This window comes from Saccharothrix ecbatanensis, from assembly GCF_014205015.1.
Lineage (GTDB): Bacteria > Actinomycetota > Actinomycetes > Mycobacteriales > Pseudonocardiaceae > Actinosynnema > Actinosynnema ecbatanense.
In genome coordinates this window covers 617,058-634,096 of record NZ_JACHMO010000001.1, presented here as the reverse complement: position 1 = coordinate 634,096, position 17,039 = coordinate 617,058, and the positions used below count along the sequence as shown (strand labels likewise).

General features: G+C 70.5%; 14 protein-coding genes. 6 read left to right on the top strand and 8 right to left on the bottom strand.

The features are described 5' to 3' along the window. Positions 1 to 134: 134 nt before the first annotated feature. A complete protein-coding gene (locus F4560_RS02900) occupies positions 135 to 680 on the bottom strand; it encodes a TetR/AcrR family transcriptional regulator (RefSeq protein WP_246478055.1) in 546 nt (181 codons plus the stop codon). Between the two features lie 109 nt (positions 681 to 789). On the opposite strand from F4560_RS02900, the gene F4560_RS02895 reads away from it, so the two are divergent. The 3 genes from F4560_RS02895 (at position 790) to F4560_RS02885 (ending at position 4,473) form a co-directional block, all read left to right on the top strand. Then, complete coding sequence (locus F4560_RS02895) at positions 790 to 1,974, top strand: cytochrome P450 (RefSeq protein ID WP_184915818.1); 1,185 nt, start codon at positions 790 to 792, stop codon at positions 1,972 to 1,974. 110 nt (positions 1,975 to 2,084) lie between these two features. Next, complete coding sequence (locus tag F4560_RS02890) at positions 2,085 to 2,939, top strand: DUF4253 domain-containing protein (protein WP_312868263.1); 855 nt, start codon at positions 2,085 to 2,087, stop codon at positions 2,937 to 2,939. Between the two features lie 94 nt (positions 2,940 to 3,033). Further along, positions 3,034 to 4,473: an RICIN domain-containing protein gene (locus F4560_RS02885; protein ID WP_184915816.1), complete on the top strand. Its 1,440-nt coding sequence runs from the start codon at positions 3,034 to 3,036 to the stop codon at positions 4,471 to 4,473. A 34-nt stretch (positions 4,474 to 4,507) separates the two neighbouring features. Here the strand turns inward: F4560_RS02885 and F4560_RS02880 are convergent, their stop codons facing one another. Further along, a complete protein-coding gene (locus F4560_RS02880) occupies positions 4,508 to 5,041 on the bottom strand; it encodes a TetR/AcrR family transcriptional regulator (protein ID WP_184915813.1) in 534 nt (177 codons plus the stop codon). An 82-nt stretch (positions 5,042 to 5,123) separates the two neighbouring features. Between F4560_RS02880 and F4560_RS02875 the strand changes: the two genes are divergently transcribed. Next, positions 5,124 to 6,320, top strand: coding sequence for an FAD-dependent monooxygenase (locus tag F4560_RS02875; protein ID WP_184915810.1), 1,197 nt, complete (start codon positions 5,124 to 5,126; stop codon positions 6,318 to 6,320). A gap of 22 nt (positions 6,321 to 6,342) precedes the next feature. Here F4560_RS02875 and F4560_RS02870 read toward each other — a convergent pair whose 3' ends face one another. Further along, complete coding sequence (locus F4560_RS02870; protein WP_184915807.1) at positions 6,343 to 8,166, bottom strand: DNA/RNA non-specific endonuclease; 1,824 nt, start codon at positions 8,164 to 8,166, stop codon at positions 6,343 to 6,345. 263 nt (positions 8,167 to 8,429) lie between these two features. Between F4560_RS02870 and F4560_RS02865 the strand changes: the two genes are divergently transcribed. Beyond that, positions 8,430 to 9,650, top strand: a complete 1,221-nt coding sequence (locus F4560_RS02865; RefSeq protein WP_312868258.1) for a S8 family peptidase — start codon at positions 8,430 to 8,432, stop codon at positions 9,648 to 9,650. A 5-nt stretch (positions 9,651 to 9,655) separates the two neighbouring features. Here the strand turns inward: F4560_RS02865 and F4560_RS02860 are convergent, their stop codons facing one another. The 4 genes from F4560_RS02860 to F4560_RS02845 all read right to left on the bottom strand — a co-directional run bounded on the left by F4560_RS02860 (position 9,656) and on the right by F4560_RS02845 (position 13,497). Next, entirely contained in the window at positions 9,656 to 10,303 is a 648-nt protein-coding gene (locus tag F4560_RS02860) for a response regulator transcription factor (protein ID WP_184915804.1), read from the bottom strand. Further along, entirely contained in the window at positions 10,300 to 11,304 is a 1,005-nt protein-coding gene (locus F4560_RS02855; RefSeq protein WP_184915801.1) for a sensor histidine kinase, read from the bottom strand. The genes F4560_RS02860 and F4560_RS02855 overlap by 4 nt, the downstream gene beginning before the upstream one ends. A gap of 76 nt (positions 11,305 to 11,380) precedes the next feature. Further along, positions 11,381 to 12,922: a nucleotidyl transferase AbiEii/AbiGii toxin family protein gene (locus tag F4560_RS02850; RefSeq protein ID WP_184915798.1), complete on the bottom strand. Its 1,542-nt coding sequence runs from the start codon at positions 12,920 to 12,922 to the stop codon at positions 11,381 to 11,383. Between the two features lie 41 nt (positions 12,923 to 12,963). Further along, positions 12,964 to 13,497: a DinB family protein gene (locus F4560_RS02845; RefSeq protein ID WP_184915795.1), complete on the bottom strand. Its 534-nt coding sequence runs from the start codon at positions 13,495 to 13,497 to the stop codon at positions 12,964 to 12,966. Positions 13,498 to 13,609: 112 nt separating this feature from the next. On the opposite strand from F4560_RS02845, the gene F4560_RS02840 reads away from it, so the two are divergent. Beyond that, the gene (locus tag F4560_RS02840; RefSeq protein WP_184915792.1) at positions 13,610 to 14,197 is read left to right on the top strand and encodes a hypothetical protein; all 588 of its coding nucleotides are present in this window, start codon (positions 13,610 to 13,612) and stop codon (positions 14,195 to 14,197) included. On the opposite strand, the gene F4560_RS02835 is transcribed toward F4560_RS02840, so the two are convergent. Continuing rightward, entirely contained in the window at positions 14,194 to 16,917 is a 2,724-nt protein-coding gene (locus F4560_RS02835; RefSeq protein WP_184915789.1) for an AbfB domain-containing protein, read from the bottom strand. The genes F4560_RS02840 and F4560_RS02835 overlap by 4 nt on opposite strands. Positions 16,918 to 17,039: the final 122 nt, after the last annotated feature.

Here is a 17,039-nt window from a genome sequence, read left to right as displayed (position 1 = left end):
ACGGCACGCCGCGCCCCGCGCCCCACCTCGACCCGCTCGGCCACGTCGACCTCCCGGCCCGACGATAAAACCGTCCCCGCGCCTCCGCCCGTTCAGATCACCCCGACAACGTGTCGACGGCCAGGGCGGTGTGATCAGTCGGTGTGGGCGGCCTGGATCACGCCGTGGACGGCGCGGCCGATGCGTTCGGCGGCCCCGTCCGGGTCGGGTTGGCCGAGGTCGAGCCAGGCGAGGACGGCTTCGAGGGTGAATGTGGGGACGATGCGTGCCGCCCACTCCCGCCACGGGCCGTCGGGGATCGCGTCGGCGAGGTGCCGGTGGGTGACTTCGGTCGACCCGGAGCGGATCGTGTCGATCACGTCGCGGAACTCCGGTTCCCGCGCGGCGTGCCGGAACAGCAGCCGGAACCCGTCGGGATCCGCGGCGGCGGCGCGGATCAGCGCGGGCAGGCTCGTGTGGTCGAAGTCGTCGGTCCCGACGGTGTCCGCGAGTCGGGCACAGGCGCGGTAGAGCACGGCGCGGTAGAGCTCGTTCTTCGAGGCGAAGTGCCGGTAGAGGATCACGTGGGTGACGCCGGCTTCGGCGGCCACGTCGTCGAGACCGGTGGCGGCGAACCCGGTGCGGGCGAACGCGCGGGTGGCCGCGTCGAGGATCTGCTCACGCCGCTCGGCGCGTGGCATCCGTCGCACAGGCTTCCTGGCCTCTGCCACCATGTCGACCCCCTCTTGTTAAAGGCAGACTATACAAGTACGTTGTTTATGTCGTCTTGTACAAGACAGGATCAACTTGATGGAGGTCGTCATGGTCGCCCCGGCGCAGTTGCCGTTCGAGCAGTCGGATCCGCTGGGGGTCGCGCCGCGGCTGCGCGAACTCCAGTCACGCGGCTCGGTCCACCGGGTACGCACCGCCGTGGGCGACGAGGCGTGGCTGGTCACCGGCCACGCCGACGTGCGGCGACTGCTGGACGACGACCGGCTCGGCCGTTCCCACCCCGCCCCGGAGACCGCGGCCCGGACCGGCGAGTCGGCGCTGTTCGGCGGTCCGCTCGGCGACTTCGGCACCGAACAGGCCGACCACGCCCGGATGCGGTCCCTGCTCCAGCCCCACTTCTCCCCCAGGCACATGAAGGCGTTGCGGTCCAGGGTCGAGGCCCTGACCACCGGGCTGCTGGACGAGGTGGACGAGCACGGATCCCCGGCGGACCTGCACGCCGCGGTGGCGGTGCCGTTGCCGATCCTGGTGATCTGCGAACTGCTCGGCGTGCCCTACGAGGACCGCGAGGAGTTCCGCGCGTGGACGGCCGACGCCGCCAACACCCGCGACCGGACCCGATCCGAACGTGGCCTGGGCGAACTGTTCGCCTACGGCCTCAAACTCGTCGCCCACAAGCGCACCGACCCCGACGACGACGTCATCTCCCGACTGTGCGCGACCGAGGGCGTCTCCGACGCCGAGGCGGCCGGGCTGTCCATGGCGCTGCTGTTCGCCGGACACGAGACCACGGTCGTGCAGATCGGCCTGGGCGCGCTGCTGTTGCTCACCAACCCGGAACAGTGGCACGCCCTGGTCGACCGACCCGACCTCGTGCCGAACGCGGTGGAGGAGATCCTGCGGGCGCCCGGCAAGGGCGGCGGGATTCCCCGCTACGCCCGAACCGACCTGGAGATCGACGGAGTCGCCGTCAAAGCCGGGGAACTCGTGCTGCTCGACAACGGCGCCGCCAACCACGACCCGACCGTCTTCACCGACCCCGACCGCCTCGACATCACCCGCCCGGCCACCGCCCACCTGACGTTCGGACACGGTGCGCGGTACTGCATCGGCGCACCGCTGGCCCGCATCGAGCTGCAAGTCGTGTTCTCGCAACTGGTTCGACGGTTCCCGACACTGCGGCTGACCGTCAGCGTGGAGGAATTGCGGATGCGCCGCGACGTGCTGACCGGCGGCCTGGCCGAACTCCCGGTGCGGTGGTGACGGGCATGTCGGTGCGGCATCCGGTCTCTGCGTCGCCTGTGCCCGCGCCCGACGCCGTGGGCGTCGACGTGTGGGGTGCATGTCGAGGCCCACCAACTACTCTTCGTCGGGTGATCGATGAACCGTCGCTGCCGATCGACCTGATGGGCCTGTTCGCCGATGGGAACACCACCGGTCGGACTTTGTCGGTGTCGTTGCCACCCGGGCGTGCCGTCGTCTCTGATGAGGGCAAGGGTGACGCGCCGGCGTTCTGGCTCAGCGACCGACCGGCCCTGGCGGGCATGTGGGCTCGGCTGCGCGCCGAGCACGCCCGTTCGGGACTGTGGCCCTTGCTGCTGGACGGTCGCCGTCATGACGAGGACTTCCGCCCCTGGGGGAACGGCGAGGTGCTGCCGGAGGAGATGTCCTCGCCCGACCTGCACGACCCCGCCGATCTTCTGTCCTCCTGGTGGGACAGCCACACTCGCATCGATGACGACGACATGCTCACTGCGGCCGAACGACTGGCGGTCACAGCACCATACGGTCGTCGGTGGCCCGGTCTGACGTCACCGCCGGCCGTGCGGACCGACCCGGACCGCGCGTCCGACGACTTCGCCGACGAGCTGCTGACCACCTGCGGGTCGATGCGGCTGGGATTGGTGGCGGCCGACCGCGGCGCCGACGCGGTGACCGTGGCCGGCTGGACCGGCCCGACCAACTACACCAACGACACCGCCGAAATCTCAGCGGTGTTGCGCGATTGGGAGCACCGCTTCGGCGCGCGTGTCGTCGGCGTCGGGTTCGCCACGCTCTTCCTCAGCGTCGCCGCGCCGCCTGCCGACCGCGAGGAAGCACTCGCTGTCGCCGCCGAGCACTTCGCGTTCTGCCCGGACAACATCTGGCAGGGCCGCGAACCCGCCCCGTTGGGCGCGTACGCCGAACGGCTCATCGACAACGGCTCGTGGGCGTTCTGGTGGGACTGAACCCGGCTGCGGAGAACCTCGTGACTGTCGAATAGGCGCCCAAACGAGATGCGGCCGTTGACGGCGATCAACGACCGCAGGAGCGTGCTCGGGTGTGAAGCTCACTGCCACGCTGACCGGACTCGCGCTCGTCGCGGGGACCGTGCTCGCCACCCCACCGGCCGCCGCCGCGACCGTCGACACCACCGCCACGTACGTGCTGGTCTCCCGGCACAGCGGCAAAGCGGTGCAGGTCGTGTCCACATCGGACGGTGCTGCCGTCACCCAGGGCACCCGGACCGACTCCGCCGGCCAGCAGTGGCAGTTCGTGGACTCCGGCGGCGGCTACTACCGGCTGAAGTCACGGCTGAGCGGGAAGGTCGTGGACGTCGCGTCGTCGTCCACCGCCAACGGCGCGAACGTCGTGCAGTGGACCGACAAGAACGCCACCAACCAGCAGTTCCGGTTGGCCGACTCGGACGGCGGGCACGTCCGGTTCGTCAACCGCAACAGCGGCAAGGCGCTGGACGTCTGGGAACGCTCGACCGCCGACGGCGCGCGGATCTCCCAGTACGACGACACCGGCGGGACCAACCAGCAGTGGCAGCTCGTGCGCCTCGGCACGGCCACCGTGGGTCTGCCGACCGATCCGAACATCCGCTACTTCGGCCGCTGGAACTACGGCAACCCTGCCGCCTACGTGTCGGAGTGGGCGGGCGCGTACGTGGTGGTCGGGTTCACCGGTCGGACGGTCAAGTTGCGGCAGCGCAACGCCATCGACTTCTACGTCAGCATCGACGGCGGCCCGGACGTGTCGTACGTCAACCGCAGCGGCACGGTGGACCTCACGCCGACCCCGTTGGCGAGCGGCAACCACACCCTTCGCGTGTCGTACCGGCCGATCGCCGGGTCGTACCGGGGTGACGCGGTGTTCCAGGGCGTCGTGCTGGACGCGGGCGCGACGACGTTCGCACCCGCCGTGCCGTCGCGGATCGTGGAGTTCGTCGGCGACTCGATCACCGTGGGGCAGCAGTCGTCCAAGCAGGCGCTGACGGCGTACGGGTGGCTGGTCGGCGAACGGCTCGGCGCCGGCCACACGCAGATCGCGGTCGGCGGCGCGTGCCTGGTGTCGGCGGCGGACGGGTGCATCGGCATGAGCGACCGGTTCCTCCGCACGGGGTTGCAGGCCGACGCGACGAACTGGGACTTCTCCCGGTACCGGGCGGACGTCGTGGTGATCAACCTGGGCACGAACGACGTCGGGCACAGCGTCACCGGGCCGCAGTTCCAGAGCGCGTACGTGACCCTGCTGCGGCGGGCGCGCGAGAAGTACCCGACGGCGACCGTGCTGGCGATGCAGACGTTCCGGAAGCGGTACATCCCGGAGACGCAGGCGGCCGTGCGGGCGGTGAACGACCCGAAGATCCGATTCGTGGACACCACCGGCTGGATCGTGGAGGCCACCGATACGACCGACAACGTGCACCCGAACGACCAGGGCCACCGCAAGATCGCCGACCGACTGGCCCCGATCGTCTCCGCCGCCCTGGGGTGACGCCAGGTGCCGCGCGGCCAGGACGTAGGAAACGTCAAACCCTGAGGGCCGCACAAGCGGCGTCGACGGCGGCGACGCGCAGGTCGTCCACGGGCTCGTTGGCGAACACCAGCACGCAGTCGGCGAGCCCGCCCAACGCCACCGTCGCACGCGTGGCGTCCGCGAGCGACGGGTTCTCGCCGACCAACAGCGTCGCCAGGGTCAGCCGCCAGTCCATCACCCGGTCGACCAGCCCCAGGTCCGCCAACGCCACCAGCTCCCGCACCATCAGCGCGACGACGTCCCGGTGCTTGAAGTGGAAGTCGAAATAGCCCTCCAGCAACGGTCTGGGGCCGGCCGGCGGGCGTGATTGCAGTTCCGCGACGTACGCGTCCCCGTCCTCGATCAACGGCTGCACGATGCTGCGCACCAACTCCTCGCGTGACGCGAAGTGGTAGTAGAGCGCCGGTTTCGTCACCCCGAGCCGGTCCGCGATCTCCTGGAGTGTGGTCCGCCGCACGCCCTGTTGGAGGAACAGCTCGCGCGCCACCGCCTGCGCGCGCGCCTTCGTGTCCGACCCTCTCGCCATGCCCGGAGCCTACCGACCGGTCAGTCAGTCTTGCGCCCGCGAGCCGCTCCACTTACTATCCGGTAAGTAAGGGGGTTTCGCCATGGGGATTCTGATTTCCGGCGCCAGCGTCGCCGGCCCGGTTCTCGCGCACTGGCTGGCCAGGTACGGGTTCGAGGTGACGGTCGTCGAACGCGCGCCCGGACCGCGCAAGACCGGCGGCCACTCGGTGGACCTGTTCCGACCCGCGATGGACATCGCCGAACGCATGGGCGTGCTGCCGCAGATCCTGGAACTCGCCACCGGCACGGACCGGATGATCGTGCACAGCCAGGGCAAACGCCCGGTCGAAGTGGACATGGGCACACTGTTCGGCGCGGTGTCGAACCGGCACGTCGAGATCATGCGGGACGACCTCGCCGAGGTGTTCTACGACGCCACGCGCGACAACGTGGACTACCTCTTCGGCGACTCGATCACGTCCATCACCGACGACGGGGACGGCGTCGAAGTCACGTTCGAGCACCGCGAACCACGCCGGTTCGACCTGGTCATCGGCGCGGACGGGCTGCACTCGAACGTGCGGCGGCTGGTGTTCGGCGACGTGCCCGAACTGTTCATCGGCGCCTACCTCGCCGTGCTCTCACTGCCGAACTACCTCGACCTGCACGACAGCACGCTGACCTACACCGACGTCGGCCGCATGGCCGCGATGTACAGCACCGACCACCTGCCGGACGCACGCGCCGCCTTCCTGTTCCGCTCGGACCAGCCGCTGGTCTACCACTACCGGGACGTCGAGCGGCAGAAGGAGTTGCTGCGCGAGGCGTTCGCGGACATGGGCGGCGAGGTGGCGCGGTGGCTGGACCACATGGACGGCACGTTCTACTTCGACTCCATCACCCAACTCCAGATGGACACGTGGTCGCGTGGCCGGGTGTCGCTGGTCGGTGACGCGGGCTGCTGCCCCGGCCCGGCGGTCGGCGGCGGCACGAGCCTCGCCGTGGTCGCCGCGTACGTGCTGGCGGGCGAACTGGCGGCGGCGCACGGTGACCCGGCGGTCGCGTTCCCGGCGTACGAGGCGGAGATCGGCGACTACGTGCGACGCAGCCGTGCGTTCGCTGTGGGCGCGGCGAAGCGCCTCGTCCCGGCGACCTCGCGCGAGGTGTGGACGATGCGCCAGGCGTTGCGCCTCTTCGCCAAGATGCCGTCGTTCGGCAAACTGTTGGCCAAGCTGAACAGCAACGCCGTCCGCGTGCACGATTCGGTCGTGCTCAAGGACTACGCGCTCGCCAAGTAGCCGACCACCCGCTGGATGTCGGTCACCACTGGATGTCGGTCAACGCCTCCAGTGGTGCCCGCTCCTCCACCGACTCCGGCACGACCAGGGTGTCCGCCGCCGTCAACGCCGCCGGGAACGTGAAGCCGCACCGCTCCTCGACCTCGCCCAACCGCACCTGGAACACCCGGAACTCGTCCAGCTCCAGCGATTCCAGCTGGTTCAGGTTCTGCGTCAGCACGAACGCCCGCGCCTTGAGCACCCCGGCGGACACGAACGCGATCACCTTCCAGTACTCGCGCGGCAACGCGACGCCGCGGAACACCCGGTCGTCGGAGCGGAACACCGGACCGCCGTAGACGCTGACCTTCAGGTCGTCGACGTCCACATCGGACAGGACGGCGTCCTCCAGCCGACCCCACAGCCCGCGCCGCATGCTCTGGTTGAAGTCGTCCATCTGCGGCGTGATGTTGGTGAAGAAGAACGAGTCCCGGTTGGCCTTCTCCGCCAGCGCCTGCGGCCCCCACAGCAGGTCCGCGCGCCGCGCCACGTGCCCGCGGTCCAGCCGGTTGCCCCGGTACAGCTCGTCGCCGACCTGGAACTCGGCCGGGAACCGCGAGTCCAGCACGAACGGGATGCCGCTGCGGTTGATGGACTTCAGCCCGCCGCCGTCGATGTTCCACGCCACCCAGAACGCGAACCGGCGCGACTTGCTCTGCGCCAGCGAGAAGTGCGTGTAGTCGATCACCGTCGACCCGTTCAGCTCGACCGCGTCGGCCCGGGTCGCCTCACCCAGCTCCGGCACGCCCACCGGCACGCCGAGGAAGTCGCCGTCGAACCCGACCAGCGACACCTCGGGCTTCTTCGGCGGCTTGACCGTGATGCCCAGCTTCTCGAACACGGACGCGGGCAGGCACGCCAGCGCGTGCTCGTCCGTGCTGTCCCCCGCCTCGCCCGCGAAGTGCAGGCCGGCCATCGTCTTGCCGGTCTTGCCGTTGGACGCCTTGAACATCCACGCCGCGCCGGAGTCGCCGCCCATGCTGATCTCGCCGTCGGCCGCGGGCCGCGCCGGGTCCGGTCCGATCTCGAAGCAGCCGATCTGCCGCTGACCCACACCGGGGCCGTAGTCGATCTTGACGATGGTGTCCACGCGGCGGACCACGCCGTGCGTCACGCCGGTCGTCCGGCCGCTCTTCACGACCTTGTCGCCCAGCTCGGGCTCGCCCAGCTTGTCCACCGGCACGCCCAGGTCCAGGATCTCCGACTCGAACCCGCGGCCCTCGACGGTGGCGATGGCGCAGTCGCCCGCCGCGCCCAGGTGCGACCGGACGAGCCGGCCCAGCCGGTTGCGCTCGGTGCGGTTGTCGTCGTGCACGCCGGGCTGCACCACGTCCTCGCCCAACGCGCCCTGCGGCCCGTGCAGGACGTGCCAGTTGCTCAGCGCGTACGGGGTGCCGTCGACCCTGTCGTACACGATGCAGCCGAGGGTGCCCGCGGACACGCGCACGTGCCCGACGCTGACGCCCGGCACCACCGGGTCGATCCGCGTCTTGCGCACGTCGCTGACCGTCTCCTGCACCACGTGGAAGTCGACGCGGTAGTCGCGTTCCAGCACGTCGGTGGGCACCGGGACGCCGTCGACCTCGATCGTCTCGGGCAGCAGCGCGGTGCCGAGCGCGCCCAACGCCTCGGGCGCGGCCTTCTGCCGCACGGTGAACTGGATCGCGATCTCGTTCGTGGGCTTGCCGTCGGCGACCTTGTAGCCGATCCCGATCGAGGACACGTTCGGGTCTCGCAGGTAGTCGGCGCCCTTCGTGCGCACGAACTTCCGGAGCGAAGTCTGCAAACCGTTCTTCTTCTTGGCCATGAGCGCCGAACCCCCTGGATGCGCGCGTCGGTGCCTTGCTGTCGACGCCCCCCGATCCGGTGTTAGCCCGGACCGCGCGCGTTCACCCGTTCAGCCCAATGGTGACCACCGAATGCAGTCACAGCGACTCTATCGACTGAAGTTGACGCCCGAGCGACTGATAGTTGAACTCTGATCGGACCTGTCGTCGCCCTCACCGCCGTGCTGTGGTTCAAGAGCGAGTCGAGCACGTTCCCCGACGACCCCTGCATGTTGGAGGAGCTGTGAAGATCAGACATCTGGCGGTGGCGACCGCGCTGTTAGCCGGTCTCGCCGGCGCACCCGCACAAGCCGCCCCGGTCGGTGCGGTGCTCTACGCCGGGCACCCGCAGGCCGTGGCGGGCAGCTACATCGTGGTGCTGAAGCGGCACGACGACCTGGCCGCGTTGACTGCCACGCCCGGCGTCACGTTCACGTACCGGACGGCGTTGGCCGGGTTCGCCATGAGGACGAGTGCGGTGGAGGCCAAGAGGCTCGCCGCCGACCCGCGCGTCGCCTACGTCGCCCAGGACGTGCGGGTGCGGCTGACCGCGCAGGACGTCACCGCGCGGGAGGTCGTCCCTCCGGCCGTCAGCACGCAAGCCCTGGGCGTGCAGCCGGACCCGCCGTCGTGGGGCCTGGACCGGATCGACCAGCGTTCCCTGCCGCTGGACCACAAGTACTTCCACCCGAACACCGCCCCGGCCGTGCGGGCGTACATCTTCGGCACCGGCATCCGGTACACGCACCAGGAGTTCGAGGGCCGTGCCGTGCCCGGACTGGACACCGTCGGCGGCGTCACCCCGCCCGGCAACGACTGCAACGGCCACGGCACGCACATGGCGGCCACGGTCGGCGGCCAGACCACCGGCGTGGCGAAGGACGTGACGCTGGTGTCCGTGCGGGTGCTCAACTGCCAGGGCTCCGGCACGTACTCGCAGATCATCGCCGGCATCGACTGGGCGACCAACGACGCCGCGGCCAGCGGCTCCAAGGCTGTCGCGCTGATGACGTTGGGAGGCCCGCTGAACCAGCCGTTCAACAACGCCATCACCGCGTCGATCAACGGGAACGTGCACTACTCGGTGGTGTCGGGAAGCTCGAACGCCAACGCCTGCAACTACTCCCTCGGCAGCACCCCGCTGGCCACGACCGTGGGCGCGACGGACGTCAACGACGCGAAGGCGAGCTTCTCCAACTACGGGCCGTGCATCGACGTGTGGGCGCCGGGCGTGAACATCACGTCGGCGTGGGGCACGTCGGACACCGCGTACTCGACCATCAGCGGGTCCACCGCGTCCGCGCACGCGGCGGGCGTGGCGGCGTTGTGGCGGCAGAAGTTCCCGGGTGACTCGGCGGTCGCGGTGGCCGAGGCGCTGCGGGCCAACGCCACGCCGGGCGTGATCACCAATCCGGGCGCGGGATCGCCGAACCTGTTGCTGTTCATGGGCATGATCCCGGTGTGACCGTCCTATAGGAGTCCGTGGTCGCGGGCGTAGACGGCGGCCTGCGTGCGGTCGCGCAGGCCGAGCCGGCCCAGGATGCGGGAGACGTGGTTCTTCACCGTGCCCTCGCTCAGGTGCAGGCGTCCGGCGATCTCCCGGTTGGTGGAGCCGGTGGCGACCAGCCGCAGGACGTCCACTTCGCGTTCGGTGAGGTCGAGCTGTGGCGGAACCGGTCGCCCGTGTCCCAGCCCGTGTCCCAGCGCGGTCGCCAGTCGGGCCGCGGCGGCCGGGTCGAACTGGACCACGCCGGAGTGCGCGAGCCGGACGGCGGCGGCCAGTTCGACCGCGGGCCGGTCCTTGAGCAGGTAGCCGCTCGCCCCCGCCTTCAACGCGCGCACCACGTACTCCTCGTCATCGAACGTGGTCAGCATTACGACCCTGGTGCGCGGGTTGCGGCGACGGAGCACACCGAGCGCGTCGATGCCGTCCATCACCGGCATCCGCACGTCCATCAGGACCACGTCCGGGTCCTCGGCGACGGTGAGGTCGACCGCGGCCTTGCCGTCACCGGCGGTGCCGACCACCGAGATGCCCGGCTGGATGTCCAGCAGGGCGGCGATGCTCTCGCGGATGAGCTGCTGGTCGTCCACCACGATCACGCGCACGTCGGTCACGCCGTCCCCCTCGGCACCACGACGGTGAGCCGGGTGCCCGAGTCGCCGACGACCTCGACCGAGCCACCGGCCTGCGCGATCCGCTCCCGCAGCCCGTTCAGGCCGAAACCCTCGCGTTCGGGCGGGAAGCCGGGACCGTCGTCGGCCACCACCAGCCGTGCCTCACGGGGTCCACAGTGGAGTGTCACTCGCACGTCGGAGCCCTGGGCGTGTCGCATCGCGTTGGTGATCCCCTCTTGCGCGGCCCGGTAGAGCGCGAGCAAAGTGCCTGGGGCGTAACGGGATTCGTCACCCGTGCAGTCGACCGACACACCCAACCCGCGCGTCAACCCGGCCAGCGACTCACCCAGCCGGAAGGGCTCGCGCAGTGCGCGGACCGACGTGCGGACGTCCTCCAACGCGCGCCGGGCCGACTCACGGGCGTCCGCGACGGCCCGGTCCGCCACCTCGGGATCGCGGTCCCGGAACGCCGACGCCTTCTCGAGCAGCACCGACACGGCCGTGAGGTGGTGGCCGAGGCCGTCGTGGATGTCCCGCGCCACCCGGTTCCGCTCGGCGGCGGCGGACAGCTCGGCCATGGCCAGCGCCAGGACCAGCCCGATGCCGAACATCAGCAGGTCCGAGACGTGCTCGACGGACCGCGTCCACCCCGGCACGGTGAGCTGGAAGGCGACGACGAGGAAGGCGACCGTCGCCACCCCGATCCCCACCGCGACCACCCGCCCGAACGCGAAGTACGCGCCGAACGGCAGCAGCAGGAACAACACCCGCGCCATCCCCGACCCGTCGGCGAACGCGACGAGCGCCACCAGCCCTGCCTGCACCGCCAACACCGCCGCAGCCGGGTAACGCGAGCCGACCGCGTCGACCAGCACCAGGGCGGCGAGCCCGAGCACGAACGGCGCCCACCGCGTCTCCCCGAGCCCCGCCAACCCGGCATACGCGCCGGCCACCAACACCACCCCGCACAACAGGGGCGTCAACCACGACAGAGGACGCACAACGGCAGGCTACGTCCCGCCGGCCACGCGAGGGCAGGATCTCACCGCGTCGATCACGGGCCGGCGGGGCACCGGTTCACGAGCGGGACAGCGCGTCGGCCAGCCTGCGCAGCCACGGCCCTGCGTCGCCCGCCACGCCGGGCCGCTCGGCGCGGAAGTTCTCCCAGTCGACGGGCAGCTCGAGCACGGACGCCCAGGTGAAGGCGTCGGCCTCGTCGCCCAGCTCGGGACGGATCAGGTCGCGGACGAGGTCCAGCGACACCGGGGTGCGCTCGGCCAGCAGCACCGCGTCGTAGAGGTCCTTGCCCTGCGGGTACTTGTCGGTCACCAGCCACTGGAGCTTCCAGGCCAGCGACAGGGCGGGCGACGCGGCGAGCACCCGCGTGCCCAGCGGCGGGACCTCGACGGTGACCGGCGCGTCGGGCAGGTCCTCGTTGAACACCACGTCCACCTGCACCGCGCCCTGCGGCAGGTCCTCGACGTCGAACGGGAACACCAGCCGCCGGCCCGGCACCCGCTCGTAGGTCCAGATGTGCTCGGCCACCACCCGGTCGGCGCGCAGCCCCGGACCGGGATCGGCGGCGACGGCCGCCACCAGGCCCTCCAGCATCGCCCGCGCCTCCGGGCCGTCCGGGGCGAAGGTCTTCGGCGCCACCACGAAGTCCAGGTCGCCCGGATCGCGGGCGATCTCGCCGAGCCAGGCGCGCAGCGCGACGCTGCCGCGCAGCACCAGGTTCCCCGCCCACGGCGAGGCGGCCACGACCGCGAGCACGTGCGCCATCGCGGCTCGCCGGGCGGCCGACCAGCGAGCGCCCTCGTCTTCGTCGCCGAACAACGGCTCGCCCGCCCGGTACGCGTGGGTGAAGTGCTTCATCGCCGGGTCGAACACCCGGTTCTGCAGGACGTCCCGCCCTTCGACCGCCAGAGGGCGGAAGGTCGACGGCGCGTCACCCCGGGACGCCTCGCTGCCGAGCAGGTCGTCCCGCACGTTGTGCCGATCGCCCCACCGGGTCGGGTCGAGCCACCCGCGGTCGACGTGCAGCGCGTCGTCGTGCACGACGTACTCCTCCTCGACCTCAAGCACCTCGTACCCGCTATCGCGCAACACGGCCAGCAGCGCGTCCAGGCGGATCCGGGCGGTGGCGCGGCCCACCCCGCGGCACCGCTGCGTGACGAACCGCTCCTCGTGCCGGCCGCGTCGCCGCCGGGCGTTGCGCGACACGTTCGCGCCGTTCTCCGCGATCGTCCACCTCAACCGGTCGACCTTGTCGCGGTCGTCCGAGGGCAGCAGCACCTTCACGTGGTGCTCGAAGTACAGCTCGTCGGAAGCCTCCAGGTCCGACGCGGGCACGCCCTCGTTCCACGGCGCGGCCTCGATCTTGACCCGCAGCAGCCCCAGCCCCTCCGCGGCCAGGTCGGCCCGCCAGCCCTCGGCCAACCGGTGCAGGTCCTCCAGCGTGCCGCTGCCCTGCACCGTCAGCATCGGCTGGGAAGGGGTCTCGCCGCGGCTGAGCAGGATGTGGGTGAACTTCGCACCCCGCCGGGAGGCGAATGCGGCCAGCGCGTCAGCCTCCTCGGCGGAGCCGGTCAGGTGCACCTCGAAATCACCGGAGAACATGCCCGGAATCCTGTCACCACAACCTGGAGCGCGACCAACGGCTATTCACCGGTGGCGCCGTCCACCGACTCGCGGATCAGGTCGGCGTGGCCGTTGTGCCGGGCGTATTCCTCGATCATGTGGACGAGGATCCAGCGGAGGGTGGGCGCGTTGCCGTCCGGCCAGGTGCGCTTGGACCGCTGTTCCAGGCCTCCGGCGGCCAACGCCTCATCGACCGAGGCACGGGAGCGGGCCACGGCGTCCTGCCAGAGCGCGCGCAACTGCTCCGGTGAGTCGTCGGCGGCCGAGTTCCACTCCCAGTCGGGGTCGGCCTTCCAGTCGACCGCGTCCCACGGCGGCTGCCGGTCGCGCCCGTGCAGCCACCGCGAGAACCAGTCGTCCTCGACGTAGGCCAAGTGCTTGAGCAACCCGCCCAACGTCACCGACGAGACGCCCACGGTGGCCTTCAAGCCGGCCGCGTCCACTCCCCCGCACTTCCACGCCAGGGTCGCGCGCTGGTAGTCGAGGAACCCGAGGAGCGTCGCCGTCTCACCGGCCGCGAACGGCGGTTCCGGACGCCCGTGGTCGTCGGTCATGGTCGGTGAGTCTATGCGCGGGAGACCGCCACCCGGCACGTGCCGATCGGCACCCCAAGTCTGGCCGCCCGGCACTCCCGATGCCGCTACCTGCGCGAATAGCGTCCCGACCATGAACCTGCTGCTGCGTTTCGGCGCCATATCCGGCGCGTTGTCGGGCCTCTTCATCGCCTTGCCGGGAGCGGTCGAGGGGTTTGTCGGGGAGACGACCGCGACCAGTCTCGTGATCGGCGTGTCGCCCGCGCTGGCCGCGCCGCTCCTGACCGCCCTCTACCTGAAGCAGCCGCGCACCACGCTCGGCGCCGTCGGGTACGTGGTGAACTTCGTCGGCCTCGGACTGTTCGGCGCGGCGGCTTACGCGTTGAACATCGTGCTCTTCCACCTCGACAAGCCGGTGCTCGCCGCACCCACCGTGATCATGCTCTCGGCCAGCGCGCTGATCTTCGCCGTCGGCACGGTCCTGTTCGCGATCAGCATGATCAGATCCGGCGTCCACCCGAAGATCCCGGCGTGGGCCTACGCCATCGCCCTGCCGGTCTTCACCTTCGCCGCGCGCCTCCCGGACACGCCACTGACCAGCGCGCTGCACGTCGTCGTCGGCGGCACGCTGGTGTGGCTGGCGCTCTCGCTCCGCCCCGAGCGGACCCCCGATGGACCCGCACGGCAGATCGACCACCGTGCGAGTCCACTGAGGACCTAAGCAGTCCAGGGCGCGGTGACGGCCCAGCTCACGTCGGCGTCATACGACGTCGGGCTGTCGTACGCGTGGGCGCCGCCGTTCACCGCCACCCACACCTCCTCCGCGTAGTGCCGCATGCTCGCGCCCAGCTCGTTGACCGATGTCAGCCGGACGCCACCGACCCCGGGCTGGGCGCAGAACGTCGCGTCCCTCCGGAACAGGTCGGTGCCGTCCGAGGCGGCCAGCCGCACCCGGAACGCCGCGTGCCGCAGGTACTGCCCCGGGAAGTTCCGCGCCTCGAACGAGTAGCACGACGGCTCCGCCAGGCCACGCCGCACGATGAACGTCGCGTCGGCCTTCAGCAGCTCCGGACTGGCCGCGTTCACCACGTCCGTCCGGGCCAGGCCCGCCTGGTGCCGCAGGTACCGGTCGGTGAAGCCCGGCGTGGTCACGCGGAACGACCGGGCCTGGTCCAGCGGCAGGTCCGCGCCGCTGCGCCAGAGCGGGACGACCGCCGCCCACGTCGTGTCCGCCGCGAAGCTCGTCGCGCTGTCCCACGGGTTCGGACCACCGGACCGTGCCACGTACACGTTCTCGGCGTAGTGCCGGATGAAGTGGCCGGGCAGGTTGCGCGACTCCAACACCGTGCCGCCGTTGCCGGAACGCGCGCAGAACGTGGCGTCACCGGCGAACCCGGCCGACCCGTCGTTGGCGTCCGACCGCACCCGGAACGCCGAGTGCCGCAGGAACCGGCCCGGGAAGTTCCGCGATTCGAACGACAGGCACGCGGCGTCCGCCAGACCGGGCCGGGCCCAGAACGTGGCGTCCAGCCGGCCCGCGTCGTCACCGATCACGTCGGTGCGCGCCACCGAGTCGCGGTGCCGGAGGTGGCGGTCGGTGTAGCCGGAAGTGGTGACCTTCAGCGAAATCGTCTCGCCACGCCCGACCTCCGTGCCGTTGGCGATCGCCAGCACCCGCCGGTTCACCTCGCGCACCCGTGCCTCGGTCACCTTCAGCACCTGCCGGTCGTACGTGTAGAAGCCGTTGACCTCGTTCTCCACGTCGTAGGGCTCGGTGTAGACGGACGCCGAGAGCCCGCGCGCGTGCACGAACCGGCCGACCTCCTTGGTGATCTCCACGTACCGGCCGGTCAACGACGTCTCGTCGGGGAACAGCTCGCCGTACGCGAAACCCGCGCCCGGCTGCCACTCGTGGCCGACGATCCGCCGCCCCAAGCCGCCGAACTCGCCGAGCATGGCGACCCGGTTGGCGTCGGGCAGCCTGGTGCCGCTGGACATCTGGTAGGCGTGGTCGTCGATGATGTCGCCGTTGCCCGGGTCCGGGTCGGACACGCAGCAGTTCGAGCCGGAGTTGTGGTTGATCAGGCGGGTGTTGTCGATCGACCGGACCAGGTTCACGATGCGGCCGGCGTCGTACTCGCCCCAGCCCTCGTTGAACGGCACCCACTGGACGATCGACGTGATGCCCTTGAGCTGGTCGATCATCCGCCGCAGCTCGGACTCGAAGTTGGCGTGCCCGTTCGGCGCGTCGTCCACCGCGTCCAGTGACGGCATGTCCTGCCAGACCATCAGGCCGAGCCGGTCGGCGTGGTAGTACCAGCGGGCGGGTTCGACCTTGATGTGCTTGCGGACCATGTTGAAGCCGAGCGCTTTTTGGCGTTCGAGGTCGAAGCGCAGGGCGGCGTCGGTGGGGGCGGTGTAGATGCCGTCCGGCCAGTAGCCCTGGTCGAGCGTGCCGAGTTGGAACACGAACTTGCCGTTGAGGAGTGGGCGCATCACGCCGCCGACCATCGCCTTGCCGAGCGACCTCATGCCGAAGTAGCCGGTGACCACGTCGCTGCCCATGGTGACGCGCAGGTCGTAGAGGAACGGGTCGTCCGGTGACCACAGCCTGGCGTTCGGCACGGGGACCCGCAGGTGGCCGCCTACCGTGCCGGTGGCGGTGCCGACGACCTGGCCGCCGGACAGCACTTCGGCGCGGACCGGCTGGCCGGCCGTGCCCTGGACGACCAGGTCGAGGACGCCGGCGGGCACGTCCGGGGTCGTGTCGAGCCGCGTGATGTGGTTGGCCGCTACCGGTTCCAGCCATACTGTCTGCCAAATACCGGATGTAGCGGTGTAGAAGATGCCGCTCGGGTTGCGGCGCTGTTTGCCGATTGGATACAAACTACCGTCTACGGTCGACCGTACACCGACGATGACCTCGTTCGCGCCGGCGCGGAGGGCGTTGGTGATGTCGAACGAGAACGCGTCGAACCCGCCGGTGTGGGCGCCGACGCTGACCCCGTTGACCCAGACGCGGGTCTCCCAGGTGACCGCGCCGAAGTTCAGCTTCACCCGGCGGCCGTTCCACTGGGACGGGGTGGTGAACGTGCGGCGGTAGAACATGTGGTCCTCGTGCCGCTTGATGCCCGACAACGCGGACTCGATCGGGTAGGGCACGAGGACGCCCTCGGCGAGCGTGCGACCGAACGGCGGCGAGGAGAGGTTCGGCACGCCGGCGAACTCCCAGACACCGTTGAGGTTGAGCCAGTCCGAGCGGACCAACTGCGGACGCGGGTACTCGGGCAGGGCGTTGGTCGGTGACACCTGGGCTGTCCACGGTGTGGTCAGGGGCGCGGGTTTGGGTTGCCAGACGGCCGCCGAGGCGGTGCCGGGCAGCGCGATCACGAGGGTGCTCAGGACAAGGAGTCCGGTGAGCCCGGACAACAGCTTGCGCATGGTGGCTCCACGATCGGCAGGGTGCAGGGTGACGTGGGTCACTTGCATTTCCTACCTTGTTGATACAACGTTGTAAAGCGTCCGACCGGCCGGCTACGATCCCGGTCGTTACCGAGAATGAC

What these genes read in the sequence shown, in the direction of transcription:
- F4560_RS02840 (WP_184915792.1), top strand. Translation starts at nt 13,610, where the DNA reads ATGAACCTGCTGCTGCGTTTCGGCGCCATATCCGGCGCGTTGTCGGGC.
- F4560_RS02835 (WP_184915789.1), bottom strand. Translation starts at nt 16,917, where the DNA reads ATGCGCAAGCTGTTGTCCGGGCTCACCGGACTCCTTGTCCTGAGCACC.
- F4560_RS02875 (WP_184915810.1), top strand. Translation starts at nt 5,124, where the DNA reads ATGGGGATTCTGATTTCCGGCGCCAGCGTCGCCGGCCCGGTTCTCGCG.
- F4560_RS02880 (WP_184915813.1), bottom strand. Translation starts at nt 5,041, where the DNA reads ATGGCGAGAGGGTCGGACACGAAGGCGCGCGCGCAGGCGGTGGCGCGC.
- F4560_RS02900 (WP_246478055.1), bottom strand. Translation starts at nt 680, where the DNA reads ATGCCACGCGCCGAGCGGCGTGAGCAGATCCTCGACGCGGCCACCCGC.
- F4560_RS02870 (WP_184915807.1), bottom strand. Translation starts at nt 8,166, where the DNA reads ATGGCCAAGAAGAAGAACGGTTTGCAGACTTCGCTCCGGAAGTTCGTG.
- F4560_RS02895 (WP_184915818.1), top strand. Translation starts at nt 790, where the DNA reads ATGGAGGTCGTCATGGTCGCCCCGGCGCAGTTGCCGTTCGAGCAGTCG.
- F4560_RS02850 (WP_184915798.1), bottom strand. Translation starts at nt 12,922, where the DNA reads ATGTTCTCCGGTGATTTCGAGGTGCACCTGACCGGCTCCGCCGAGGAG.
- F4560_RS02845 (WP_184915795.1), bottom strand. Translation starts at nt 13,497, where the DNA reads ATGACCGACGACCACGGGCGTCCGGAACCGCCGTTCGCGGCCGGTGAG.